Here is a 12,064-nt window from a genome sequence, read left to right as displayed (position 1 = left end):
ACCTCGGGCGGTCGATTTTCACGCGATGTTGTCCTGGCAGTCTAGCAGTGTGGTACTAACGGTAGCGCAGCGAAACCGATCGTATTGGGGGGTGATGGTGCCCAAAAGCGTGTTGCCGCCGGAGCGGCTGCCCTCGCACACCACGACCTGCATGGGTTGCGGCCCGGACAACCCTCACGGACTGCGGCTAGTGGTGCATCGCAGCGGCGACGCGGTGTACACCGATGTGAGGTTCGACGAGCGGCATATCGGGGCCCCGGGCCTGGCTCACGGCGGGGCAGTGGCCGCCGCATGTGATGACGTCCTGGGCTTCACGTTGTGGATCGCCGGCACCCCGGCGGTGACCCGCACCCTGACGGTCGAATATTTGCGGCCGGTGCCGCTGCATCAGACCCACCGGATTACTGCCCACATCGTCTCTCGTGAAGGGCGGGCGCTGCATGTCACGGCGACAGGCACGGGTGAGGGTGGGATCGCCCGCTTCACCGCCAGTGCAGTGTTCATTGTCGTCAGCCCTGAGCACTTCGCCGCACACGGCGATGTCAGCGCTTTCGGCGATCTTCTGGAGCAGTTCTCGCGCCGCGGCGGTCTGGACCCGGGGCCGTCATGACTTTCCCTCAGGCGCGCAGCCGCGGGAAAACCCTGCCTTCGGAAGCGAACTCGGTCGCTGCAGAGAAGCGGGCCGCTAACGCGTCGCGTTCACGCGCCTCCGCACGGCGCCGGGAAACGATTCTGGATGCAGCTTTGGCCGTGGCCGCGGCCGGTGGTTACGAGGCGGTTCAGATGCGGACGGTTGCCGAGCGGGTCGGCATCGCCGTCGGCACGCTTTACCGCTATTTCCCGGCGAAAACCCACTTGCTGGTAGCAGCGCTGACGCGCGAGTTCCGTCGACTCGACTCGGCCGGCGACTGGGCGGGTGGTGAGGGCACACCGCTGGAACGGCTCGAACGGCTCACCGCACATCTGCATGACCGCTGGCAGCGCGACCCATGGCTGACGACGGCCATGACACGGGCCTTCGCCGTCGCAGACACCCGCGCCGCCGCGGAACTCGACCGCGCGGCCGATGAGATCCAGATCCTGCTAGCCCGCACGCTCAGGGGCGGCGAACCCACCCCCGCCGATCTGCACGTCGCTGGGGTCATCTCCGACATCTGGTTGGCCAACCTCGTGGCCTTCAGCGGCGACCGCGCGACAGCCGCCGACACCCGCGAGCGCATTGACCGAGCCACCAGGCGCGTCGTGACCAACGCTGCTCGGCCCACCGCCAACCGATAACGATACTACTGGTATCGCAGCGCTACTTAGCGTACTCTTTGGGGATACGGCTCAACGATGCGTCGAAAAGAGACTGCCATGTACACCCAATGGATCGAAAACCTTGTCGTACAACGCCTCTCGCTGCATGGCGGCCTGGTTCTGGATTTCGATGACTACAACGAAATCGTCATCTCCTGCCCCCTGCTATTGACCCTTCCGGCCGTCGGCACCTACCCCATCGAGGCGGTGCGCATTGACCCCCTCAGGATCGCGACCCACGAACGCCCACTGCTGAACCTCGCCGGCGCAGTGTGCACCCAGGCCTGTTCTAGCGACGATGGAGGACTACACCTGAGCTTCTCGCGCGGACATCGCATCGATGTCGATCCCGACACTGAACAGACAGCGTGGGAGCTCTATGGCATGCGCCACGGCTACATGGCCTGCCTACCTCAAGGACGGGTTCGCGTGGTCCGCCATGACCTCCCCGACACCGACGACGCCAACATCGTCAACAGCGCCACGCAATCATCGGCGGGGTCGGCGCGGCAGAGCCACTGATGCGGCCGCGGACGCGGCGACGGGTCGACGTGGGCGGCAATGCGTGGATCAGGTTGAACGTGGACCGGACTGCCCTGGCGACATCGAGGCGGGCGAGCATTCCCCGATGATGCTGTCGAGGTTTTGCTGCACGCGTTCCGCAGCGATGCCGACCGATGGTGAATACAGCATGATGTGGTCGAGGACGCCGTCGTAGCGTCTCAGTTGTTCACGGACTTCGTGTGCCGTCCCGGCGACGCCCATGGTGTCGATCATCTCGTCGGACACCGCGGCGAACATCGCCGGGAAATCGCGCTGGGCGAATGCTTCCCGGATGGTTCGGCCTTCGCTGGCGAATCCGTTCACATCGAGTACCGTCTCGTAGGATTTGACCGAGGAGTAGAACGCAATCTGCTGCGCCAGTTCGCGCCTGGCGACCTCGGCGTCGTCGTGGATGGCGCACATCACCATGGAAATGATTTCCACGTCATTGGGGTCGCGGCCGGTGTGCGCGGCACCCCGGGCGATAGCGGGCCGGACGATCTCCTCGACGTAGGTGGTGGTGAACAGGGGATGTCCGGCCAGGCCGTCGGCCACCCGCCCGGCCGCCTCGCACATCCGGGGCCGGACACCGGCAGTGACGATCGGGATCGGCCGGCTGGGGGGTCCCACGTCGCCGGTCGGGGTGAGATTCATTCTGTAGAAACGGCCCTCGTGATGGATCGGCCCTTCATGCAGGTTCCAGATCCGGCGCAGCAGCATCACGAGTTCTTCCATCCGCAGCGCGGGCGCGGAGGTGTCGGGCACGCCGTGCCAGTCGCTCATCATCCGTTTGGTGCCGTTGCCGATTCCGAGTACCAGCCGTCCGTTGGAGAGTTCGTCGAGATCACGCGCCTCGGTGGCCAGCACCAGGGGGCTTCGGCCGACGCCGTAGAGAATGGAGGAACCGATCCGGCAGTTCTGTGTGCTGTTGGCCATCGCGGCCATGGAGATCGATCCGGACCGGGAGTAGAACTCCGAGGCCCATACGGCGTCGAACCCGGCCGCGTCGGCGGCCTGGGCGGTCTGGGCCAGTGACTTCAAATCCGCGCCGAGAACCGACAGGCCGTAGGTGCTCATGACTGGTCTCCTGTGCGCGGGCGCAGGCCGTCGAACATGACGGCGCTGAGGGTGCTGGCGACCACCGTCTCGTCGAGGTGGTTCTCGGTGACCAGGTACATGAGTGCATTGATGGTGACCGCGCCGAACAGCGCAATGGACGTCGATCGTGCATCGGGCTGGGCGACGAGGGATCCGTCGCGGGCTCCTTCGATGAGCAGAGTTTCAACGGGTTGTTGGTAGGCGGTATTGATCATCTCGGCGATGGCAGGCATGCGGGCCGCTCGTCCCAGTTCGCCGATGAGTGCCCGGCATACCGCTGGCCGCTGCGCCATTGCCCGCAGTTGTGCGCGGATGACAAGTGCGAGGCGTTCGGCACCGGAGCCGTCGGTGTGCACGATCGCGGTCACGGCATCGGAGATGTCCTTGAGGAGGTCTTCGAGCAGGAAGGCAAGGATGTCCTCTTTGCCGGCGAAGTAGTAGTACAGCGTCGCTTTCGGCACACCGGTCACCGCGGCGACGTCTTCGATCTTGGAGTCGTTGAGCCCCTTCTCGGCGAACAAGTCCGCCGCGGCGGGAAGCCGGTCAGAGATCTGACGTGGAATCTTGCGCATTTGCCCCACCTGTCCCGTTCGGCCGGTTTAGACTGCCAGTCTAAACCGTCGTTACTTTGGTGGTAGGAGGTCTTGTGGTCTCGGTGCAGATTCGTTACGACCCGTTCGACGCCTCGATCCTCAACGACCCCTATCCGACGTATCGGTTATTGCGTGACGCGGCTCCGGTGTACCGCGCCGAGGAATCCCATACCTGGGTGTTGAGCCGCCACGCCGATGTCCAGGCCGCAGCACTGGATCACGGCACGTACTCCTCGGTGGACGGCATCTTCCCCACCCCGCCGGGATCGGACTTCATCGGTTCGTTCCTGCCGATGATGATCGTGATGGACCCTCCGCGCCACGACCAGTTGCGTGCCCTGGTCAGCCGGGCGTTCACTCCCCGGCGGGTGGCCGGGCTGCAGGGCGCCATCACACAGATGGCCGCGGAGTTGTTCGAGCGCCTCGACGAGGGTTCCGGATCGGCGGACTTCGTGACCGACTTCGCCGCGATCCTGCCCGCCGCGGTGATCGCCGATCTGCTGGGCGTTCCCGCCACCGATCGTGATCAGTTCCGATTGTGGTCGAGCCAACTGGTCCAGGTCGACGTCAACCACGGACAAACCACCGACGCACTGACCGCCGCCGCCGCGATCTACGCCTACTTCACCGACTTCCTCGCCGACCGCCGCAAGAACCCCCGCGAGGACCTGATGTCGGCGTTGGCCAACGCCACAGTCGACGGGATCGGACTGACCGACGAGGAAGTCCTCGGCTTCTGCGCGCTGCTGCTCGTCGCGGGCTACGAGACCACCACCAATCTGCTGGGGAACTCCGCGGTCGTGCTGGCCCAGCATCGGCAAACCCGCCGACGCCTAGCCGCCGATCGAACACTGTTGGGGCCTGCGGTGGAAGAGTTGCTGCGTTACGACTCACCTGCACAGGGACTTTCACGAACCCTGACCCGCGACGTCACCCTGCACGACACGACGATGCGTCAAGGTGAGAAGGTGCTGCTGTTGTTCGGGTCGGCCAACCGCGACGAGCGTGCCTTCCCCGATCCGGACGTGTTCGACATCGAGCGCACCAGTGAGCACCAGGTCGCCTTCGGTCGCGGCATTCACTTCTGTCTGGGTGCGGCGCTGGCGCGGATGGAGGCCCGCATCGCTCTGGATGCATTGTTGGACCGGGTGCCTGACTGGGAGGTCGATCTTGAATCGGCGCGGCGGCTGCGGTCCGGGCCGATCCGGGGCTACACATCGCTGCCCATCACTTGGACCACACCGGTCTAGCCCGTGCCCCTCTTCGACGACGCGTCGTGTGCTTCACCGCGACGGCCAGGTTCATCGCCGTCGATGTCGAGCACTCCGCCGCGCCGTCGACCTCGGCGCATTCGGCGACATGCTCAAACGATTCGCAGGCTCGAACGGTGATTGAACCCATGGCCGGACAGGAGAAAGGGGCATGGTGGTGGCAATGACATTCGCGCACTTCGATGAGCAGATCGCCGACCAGCTGCTCAGATCGGCGACCACAGCCGGTGGACTGTCGACGTTCCTGAACTTTCGGCACACCGAACTCGCCGCCGGTCGGCTGGTGGCAGAGATGGAAACCCGCGCCGAACTGCTCACACCCTTTGGCACCCTGCACGGCGGATGTCTATCGGCGATGGTCGACCACTGTCTCGGAGTCGTGTTCTACCCCGTCATTCCGGCCGGATCATGGGTCGCCACCACCGAATTCAAGCTGAACCTGCTGCGACCCGTGTCCACCGGTGTGTGTGTCGCCGTCACCGACATCGTGTCACTGGGCAAGCGCAGCGGAGTAGCGCGCATCGACATCAGCAACGGCGACAAAGCCGTCTGCGTAGCCCAGGGCACGGTCACGATCGTGAACGCCGCGGGCAACGCACAATGAAGGCGCTTGTAGCCGGTCGCACACTTCGGGCGGACTCCGATCTCGCCAGGAATTTGTCATGACCTCCGCCGTGCAGCATCGGGTCCGAACCCAGGACGGGATCACCCTGGCCGCCGACTGCTACGACCACGATGACGCCCGTCCCGTCGTGCTGCTCCTGCACGGCGGCGGCCAGAACCGGCACGCGTGGAGCACTTCAGCGCGTCGCCTCCACGCATGCGGATACACAGTCGTCGCCTACGACACCCGCGGTCACGGCGACAGCGACTGGGACCCCGCCGGCAGGTACGACCTCGAGCGACTCGCGACCGATCTGCTCGCCGTGCGTGAGCACTTCAGCGCGGATATCGCCCCTGCCGTCGTAGGTGCATCCCTTGGGGGCATGACCGTGCTCGGCACGCATCTGTTGACATCCGGGGCGTTGTGGGCGGCGGTTGTCCTGGTCGACGTCACCCCGCGGCTTGAATTCCAGGGCGCTCGTCGCGTAGTGACGTTCATGGCCGCACATCCCGACGGCTTTGGCACCCTCACCGACGCCGCCGAGGTGATCGCCGCGTACAACCCCCATCGCTCGCGCCCGGCCAACGTCGACGGCCTGCGCAAGGTGCTACGGCAGCGTCACGACGGCCGCTGGATCTGGCGGTGGGACCCGGCATTCATTCACTCCAACTTCGACTTCCTCCGCGACGAATCGACCACGGGAACGGAGCAATTCGACGCGATCAGCCACCTGCTGATCGACGGAGCCCGACGGGTCAGCGCCCCAACACTTCTCGTAAGGGGCCTGTTGTCCGACGTGGTCTCCCAAGCCACCGTCGACGAGTTCCAGCAACTGGTTCCCCACGCCGAGACCGTCGACGTATCCGGTACCGGACACATGATCGCCGGCGACGACAACGACGCCTTCAGCTCCGCCGTCACCGAGTTCCTCGGCCGAAGCATCCTCCAGCCCCCGCCGTGATCGGGCAGCGTCGAGCGGCCAGTAAAAGTGGGCCCCACCAAGGTTATTGAAACGCTGCCTATGACTAAGAGGAGGCCCTCACAACGCCTTTCGGCACGCCGAATAGACCGCGACAGGCTCTGGTCGAGCTAGACGCTGCTACGCACTTGTTGGCCACCATCGGCGTCGAAGAGTTCCTTGGTCCAGCGTTCGAGGATTTCTGCGCTGTCCCAGTCGTCGGGATGAAATCCGCCGCGGGTGTAGGAACGAAAGCGCTCAATTGCTGCTGAGCTGAATAGCGGGTTATGCCGGAAGGCTCGAAGGCTGCGCAGCAACCGCACCGGGTTGTAGGCGGCACGGTCACCGGCCAGAGAGCGGGTGGTCTGGATGACCAACTCGCTGAACAAGAGGAGGCTGGCGATCCGCATCCCCCAGACCCTGGTGCGTTCGCTTCCACCGACCGTCTCATAGACATCGAAAGCGACGGCCTTGTGCTCGCATTCTTCCAGTGCGTGCCAGAGCAGAATAGGCCGCACTTCGGTGTAGCCGATGAGTTCTTGAGCTTCGTCGCTGGTGAGAATGATTTCGGCGAATGTCGCCGTATAGTGCTCCAGGGCGGCCGTCACAGCCAGGCGCATCGTGGGAGAAAAACGCTTCTCAAGTCGGCCAACCAACTTCTTGATATGCCGATCGATCCCCTCGGTGGGATAGCCCATCGCTTGGAGCCGATCGTTGAGCAGCTGATGCTGGTGTCGGTGGGTGGCCTCTTGTGCAATGAATCCCTTGACCGCCTCCTTGAGGTCAGCGTCGCTGATGTGGTCCCGGTACTCGCGGACTGACCGGATGAAGAAGTCTTCCCCTTCGGGGAACGTGGCCGACAAGGTGGACACAAAGTGGCTCATCACCAAGTCGCCATCGACGAAGTGCTGCCGACTGGTCCCGGCAGGCATGTCGAATCGAACACGGCGGGGCTTCGGGACGACCCGCGTGGTGGGCCGTGTGGACGAATCGTCGCTCATGTTGTTCTCCCGTTCGTCAAAGGCACGCTGGCAATCTGACTCTAAGCCTTGTCAGAATTAGATGGCAAGCTATCCACGTGGTTTCGGCGCGGGTGTATAGCGGGATGTCCGCCGAGGAGCGTCACCGGAACCGGCGCACCCGTCTCATCGAGGCCGCAACCGAGTTGATCGGCACGCGCGGTGTTGCCGCCGCCACTGTGACTGCCGTCTGCGCTGAATCAGGTGTCACGTCACGCTACTTCTACCAGCACTTCTCCGGCCGAGACGCCCTCCTGCGGGCTGTCTACCAGCAGCTCTATGCCACCTTCCAGGAGGTGATAGTCGACGCGATCCCCGATGCCGGCGAGCCACCGGAGGTGCTGGCGTACGCGCCGATCCGCAGGCTGGTCAGCATGATCGACAACGACCCTCGGCTGGGTCGGATCCTGTTCGTGGAATCTGCAACCGAGCCGCTGCTCCGAGAGCTACGCAGCGAACTGATGGCGGGTTTCACCGACCTCGTCTTGCGCGAAGCCAGACTCCACCTCGACATCGCCGACTCCGCCGTTGGGGTTGCCCATTTGGCTTCGACCTTGGGCGTGGGAGGGCTATTCGAAGTCTTGCGCCGCCGACTCGACGGAGAACTCGAGTTCACCACCGATGAACTCGTTCAGCACTGCGCAGGTTTCCTGGGCAGCCTCGGCAATTACGTGCTGCTGCAGAACTCGGACCAGTCGGCCACAACCGAAGCCCGACCCCACAGGTAGCGGCCCGCGGCCCCGCTACGCGATGTGGCCGTCCGTGCATTCGATGTCAACGTCGAGGACCAGCAACAGCAAGGCCCTGAACGACATCCAAGGCCAGTGTCGTCGACTGAACAGCGTCGGCCTTGGCTTCCAGAAGCCAATTGAGTGTTCGACCATTCCTCTGCCTACTGTGACCGCGGCCGCGGGCCTACTCGATAGCGGCCGCCACCACGTGCACTACATGCGGTAGCGTAGCGATACCGACAGTATCGCTACCATTCGCGACCAGTGGAGGTCTAGTGACCGACGGCACTGCAGATTCCCCAAGCCAGGCCACGCGTTCTGGTCGGCGCGCCAACGGATCCCCCGACCCGGCCGACACTCGCGAGTACAGCGAACGGTTGGCAGCGCTAGCCCGATTCACCCTCCGGCACAAAGCGCTGGTCATCGGGGTATGGCTGGGCGCCGCGGTGGTTCTCGCGCTGCTGTTTCCCCAGCTGGAAACCGTGGTGCGCCAACAGTCGGTGGACCTCATTCCTCGCGATGCGCCGTCCTTGCAGACGGTTGACCGCATGAGCGCCGCGTTCGGCGAAGAAGGCTCGAAAACCATGGTGTTTGTCGCCATGGAAGACCCCAATGGCTTGACTCCGACTGCACGGCAGCGCTACGGCGAACTCGTGAGCCGGTTGCAGACCGAAGGCGACCACGTCCTGCTGGTGCAGGACCTACTGGCCGATCCGATTACCGAAGCCCAGGCGGTCAGCGTCGACCGCAAAGCCTGGTACCTGCCCGTCGGCGTCGCCGGCACCCTCGGAGACCCCACGGCCGCAGAATCCGTCAACGCGGTGCGCGACATCGCCGCGGAGGTGTTCACCGGCTCGACCACGACCGTGCAAGTGACGGGACCACCGGCGACCTTCAGCGACATGATCGCCTCGGCCGAGCACGACCTGCTGCTGATCTCAATCGCTACCGCGGGCGTGATCGCCCTGATCCTGCTGATCGTCTACCGGTCGGTGTTCACCGCGCTGTTACCGCTGCTGGTAATCGGGTTGAGCCTGGCGGTCGGGCGCGGCGTGCTGTCCGCCCTCGGCGAGATGGGCATGCCGGTCTCCCAGTTCACCGTCGCCTTCATGACGGCGATCCTGCTCGGCGCCGGAACCGACTACACCGTGTTCCTGATCAGCCGATACCACGAGCAGCGCCGCGCCCAAGTACCCGCCGATCAGGCCATCATCCACGCCACCGCCAGCATCGGGCGTGTCATCCTCGCCTCCGCCGCCACCGTCGCACTCGCGTTCCTGGCCATGGTCTTCGCGCGGCTCAGCGTCTTCGCCGCCCTAGGCCCCGCGTGCGCCATCGCCGTGCTGTTCGGATTTCTGGCCACCGTCACCCTGCTGCCACCCGTGCTGTCGCTAGCCGCCAAACGCGGCATCGGTGAACCCAAACCCGACCGCACCCGCCGCTACTGGAACAGCGTCGCCGTCGCCGTGGTCCGCCGTCCCGTGCCACTACTGATCGTCAGCCTGGTCATCCTGCTCGCCCTATCAGCAGCCGCTGCAACCATCAAAATCAGCTACGACGACCGCAAGGGACAACCAGACACCACGGCCAGCAACCAGGGCTACCACCTGCTGGACCGCCACTTCCGCAAAGACGTCGTCATCAGCGAATTCCTCGTCGTGGAAAACCCGACCGACATGCGGACCGGGAAAGGACTGGCCGACCTCGACGAGATGGCCTCCCGCGTCTCCCAGATCCCCGGCGTCACCAAAGTTTCCGGAGTCACCCGCCCCACCGGAGAGCGCCTCGACCAAGCAGAACTGGCCTGGCAGAACGGCCAGATCGGCGACAAAATGGCCGGCGCGGTCGCCGAGGGCAACTCACGCAAAGACGACCTCGCCAAACTCACCGGCGGCGCCGACCAGCTCGCCGACGGCCTCGCCCAACTCGACAGCACCGTGCGCACCGCCCTCACACCACTGGCCGGAATCCTCACCCAAGCCCAATCCGCAGGAACTCAGGTCAACCAATTCCGGCCACTGCTGCAACAGCTTTCCGCCACTGCCCCCGCCGTCGACCAAGCCATCCAATCCGGCCCAGGACTACGACCGCTGGCCAACCAAGCCCAAAACGCAATCACCCAGCTCGACCCACTCGTCGGCGCCCTCAACACCTCACCGTGGTGTGCCACCACCCCGCAATGCGCCCAAATCCGCGACCAGGTGAAGATCCTGGTCACTCTGCGCGACAGCGGATTCTTCACCCAGATCGCCGACCTCGGGGACCGCTACGATCCCGCCACCAATGCCACAGTCGGTGGCACCCTCGCCAACGTCGAGAACGCAGTCGCCTCGCTGGACAAGGCATTCGGAGCCCTCGGTGACCCCGCCGACCTGGCCACCAACCTCCGCCGATTGCAGGACGGAATCGGACAGCTGGCCTCCGGCGCCCAAGCACTCGCCACCGGCGTCCGCACCCTCGCCGACAGCAACATCGAAATGCTGTCCGGCATGAGCCAGATTGCCACCCAACTGCAAAACTCTTCACGCGCAGCGGCCGACTCCGACTCCTCGAGCGGTTTCTACCTGCCCGCCAACGCATTCGAGAACCGGCAATTCACCGACGTCGCCGAACAATTCCTCTCACCGGACGGCAAAACAGCGCGGTTCATGATCGAAAGCAGCCACGACCCATACAGCGTTGAGGCGATGGACCTCGCCAGCCGCATCACCGACACCGCCAACACCGCACGACCCAACACGTCACTCGCCGACGCCACCGTGTCCGTCGCCGGCTTCCCCGCCGTCAACTCCGATATCCAACGACTCCTATGGGCCGACTTCGCACAACTGGCCATCGCCACCATAATCATCGTCGGCGTCATCCTGGTCCTACTGCTGCGCGCACTCCTGGCACCCCTCTACCTACTAGGCACCGTCGTGCTGAACTACCTCGCCTCGCTCGGCATCGGCGTTGTGGTCTTCCAATGGGGACTGGGCCACGAAATCGCCTGGCCCGTACCGCTGCTGGCGTTCATCATCCTCGTCGCCGTCGGCGCCGACTACAACATGCTGCTCGTCTCACGGCTCCGCGAAGAATCCGGAACCAACATCCGCGTCGGCGTCCTGCGCACCGTGGCAAACACCGGAGCCGTCATCACCTCCGCTGGCCTGATATTCGCCGCCAGCATGTTCGGCCTCATGGTCGGCTCAGTCGCCATCATGATCCAAGCCGGCCTCATCATCGGCTTCGGGCTGCTGCTCGACACCTTCCTCGTGCGCACCCTCACCGTGCCCGCCATCGCCACACTCCTACGCGAAGCCAGCTGGTGGCCCACCAAAGCAACAAACCCGCGACGTGGTCAGACCAACGCAGGAGGCATGAAGGACGCACCTCACGTGCTGGTCCAGGAGAGGTGAGAAGCGAACAGAGCAATACCCGGCGCTACATGCCGACCAGCGTGAGGGCGTATTCACCCCGAATGAATACGACCCCTGCGCCAGTAAGATCCGTCGGCTATCGACGGACGAAGTTCGGAAACACCTTCACAACGGCGTAGTAGTTTCGCGGCAAGAGCCGCGAGGTTGGCGAGGGATGGACCGGTTGAAAATCTTCTCGCGACACCCAGTTCCCCGCAGGTCGAAACACCTCAAACGGGCTACTCGTGGTTGTCGTCATCGCCCGGGTGGGTTAAGTCGCGCTGATCCCATGGCAACCGACCGGGTTCTCTGAAGTGCTCGGCCAGATTATCGAGCTCGCCCTGCCGTGCATTCGCAGCATCCAGCGCCGCATCCAGCTTGGCTAAACGCTCACGGAGCCGTACTAAGTGCTCCGTCTCGAATCGCTCGTTCGCGGACTTGACGGCTGCATCGAACCCCTCGATGACGAGCGGTGTTGACGACGGTCGAAAACTAGGCCAGAAGCGACGGTTGAAAAGTAGGCCACGTGGTCGTGGTTATTGTGCCGTGT

At 64.4% G+C, this 12,064-nt stretch carries 11 protein-coding genes; 8 read left to right on the top strand and 3 right to left on the bottom strand.

Features of this window, described 5'->3' with window-relative positions:
• Positions 1-94: 94 nt before the first annotated feature.
• The 3 genes from AU195_RS15070 (at position 95) to AU195_RS15060 (ending at position 1,821) form a co-directional block, all read left to right on the top strand.
• Positions 95-610 carry a PaaI family thioesterase gene (locus AU195_RS15070; RefSeq protein ID WP_013471000.1) on the top strand — a complete coding sequence of 172 codons (516 nt, stop codon included), beginning with the start codon at positions 95-97 and terminating at the stop codon, positions 608-610.
• Positions 607-1,278 carry a TetR family transcriptional regulator gene (locus AU195_RS15065; protein ID WP_013470999.1) on the top strand — a complete coding sequence of 224 codons (672 nt, stop codon included), beginning with the start codon at positions 607-609 and terminating at the stop codon, positions 1,276-1,278. The genes AU195_RS15070 and AU195_RS15065 overlap by 4 nt, the downstream gene beginning before the upstream one ends.
• Before the next feature lie 78 nt (positions 1,279-1,356).
• Positions 1,357-1,821 carry a DUF6188 family protein gene (locus AU195_RS15060; RefSeq protein WP_013470998.1) on the top strand — a complete coding sequence of 155 codons (465 nt, stop codon included), beginning with the start codon at positions 1,357-1,359 and terminating at the stop codon, positions 1,819-1,821.
• A gap of 48 nt (positions 1,822-1,869) precedes the next feature.
• Here the strand turns inward: AU195_RS15060 and AU195_RS15055 are convergent, their stop codons facing one another.
• Together AU195_RS15055 and AU195_RS15050 are read right to left on the bottom strand one after the other, a co-directional pair.
• On the bottom strand, positions 1,870-2,919 hold the full coding sequence (locus AU195_RS15055; protein ID WP_013470997.1) for an LLM class flavin-dependent oxidoreductase: 1,050 nt from the start codon (positions 2,917-2,919) through the stop codon (positions 1,870-1,872).
• Positions 2,916-3,512 (bottom strand): TetR/AcrR family transcriptional regulator, encoded by a 597-nt coding sequence (locus tag AU195_RS15050; protein WP_013470996.1) that lies wholly within the window; start codon positions 3,510-3,512, stop codon positions 2,916-2,918. The genes AU195_RS15055 and AU195_RS15050 overlap by 4 nt, the downstream gene beginning before the upstream one ends.
• A gap of 74 nt (positions 3,513-3,586) precedes the next feature.
• Here AU195_RS15050 and AU195_RS15045 point away from each other — a divergent pair, with 74 nt between their 5' ends.
• From AU195_RS15045 to AU195_RS15035, 3 genes are all read left to right on the top strand, one after another.
• Positions 3,587-4,783, top strand: coding sequence for a cytochrome P450 (locus AU195_RS15045; protein ID WP_032698085.1), 1,197 nt, complete (start codon positions 3,587-3,589; stop codon positions 4,781-4,783).
• A gap of 184 nt (positions 4,784-4,967) precedes the next feature.
• Positions 4,968-5,408, top strand: coding sequence for a PaaI family thioesterase (locus AU195_RS15040; RefSeq protein ID WP_030133884.1), 441 nt, complete (start codon positions 4,968-4,970; stop codon positions 5,406-5,408).
• Between the two features lie 58 nt (positions 5,409-5,466).
• Positions 5,467-6,369 (top strand): alpha/beta fold hydrolase, encoded by a 903-nt coding sequence (locus tag AU195_RS15035; RefSeq protein ID WP_013470993.1) that lies wholly within the window; start codon positions 5,467-5,469, stop codon positions 6,367-6,369.
• A 128-nt stretch (positions 6,370-6,497) separates the two neighbouring features.
• Here the strand turns inward: AU195_RS15035 and AU195_RS15030 are convergent, their stop codons facing one another.
• On the bottom strand, positions 6,498-7,367 hold the full coding sequence (locus tag AU195_RS15030; RefSeq protein WP_013470992.1) for a metal-dependent hydrolase: 870 nt from the start codon (positions 7,365-7,367) through the stop codon (positions 6,498-6,500).
• 77 nt (positions 7,368-7,444) lie between these two features.
• On the opposite strand from AU195_RS15030, the gene AU195_RS15025 reads away from it, so the two are divergent.
• Together AU195_RS15025 and AU195_RS15020 are read left to right on the top strand one after the other, a co-directional pair.
• Positions 7,445-8,113, top strand: a complete 669-nt coding sequence (locus AU195_RS15025) for a TetR/AcrR family transcriptional regulator (RefSeq protein ID WP_434089300.1) — start codon at positions 7,445-7,447, stop codon at positions 8,111-8,113.
• Between the two features lie 278 nt (positions 8,114-8,391).
• Positions 8,392-11,514 (top strand): MMPL/RND family transporter, encoded by a 3,123-nt coding sequence (locus AU195_RS15020; RefSeq protein ID WP_013470990.1) that lies wholly within the window; start codon positions 8,392-8,394, stop codon positions 11,512-11,514.
• Positions 11,515-12,064 lie beyond the last annotated feature (550 nt).

The organism is Mycobacterium sp. IS-1496 (genome assembly GCF_001499995.1).
In the GTDB taxonomy this organism is placed as follows: Bacteria; Actinomycetota; Actinomycetes; order Mycobacteriales; family Mycobacteriaceae; genus Mycobacterium.
Note: the sequence above shows the minus strand (reverse complement) of the source record. Positions and strands in the feature narration are given on the sequence as shown.

Coding starts and splice junctions, on each gene's coding strand:
- AU195_RS15040 (WP_030133884.1), top strand. CDS start 4,968: ATGACATTCGCGCACTTCGATGAGCAGATCGCCGACCAGCTGCTCAGA.
- AU195_RS15065 (WP_013470999.1), top strand. CDS start 607: ATGACTTTCCCTCAGGCGCGCAGCCGCGGGAAAACCCTGCCTTCGGAA.
- AU195_RS15050 (WP_013470996.1), bottom strand. CDS start 3,512: ATGCGCAAGATTCCACGTCAGATCTCTGACCGGCTTCCCGCCGCGGCG.
- AU195_RS15070 (WP_013471000.1), top strand. CDS start 95: ATGGTGCCCAAAAGCGTGTTGCCGCCGGAGCGGCTGCCCTCGCACACC.
- AU195_RS15030 (WP_013470992.1), bottom strand. CDS start 7,367: ATGAGCGACGATTCGTCCACACGGCCCACCACGCGGGTCGTCCCGAAG.
- AU195_RS15060 (WP_013470998.1), top strand. CDS start 1,357: ATGTACACCCAATGGATCGAAAACCTTGTCGTACAACGCCTCTCGCTG.
- AU195_RS15035 (WP_013470993.1), top strand. CDS start 5,467: ATGACCTCCGCCGTGCAGCATCGGGTCCGAACCCAGGACGGGATCACC.
- AU195_RS15055 (WP_013470997.1), bottom strand. CDS start 2,919: ATGAGCACCTACGGCCTGTCGGTTCTCGGCGCGGATTTGAAGTCACTG.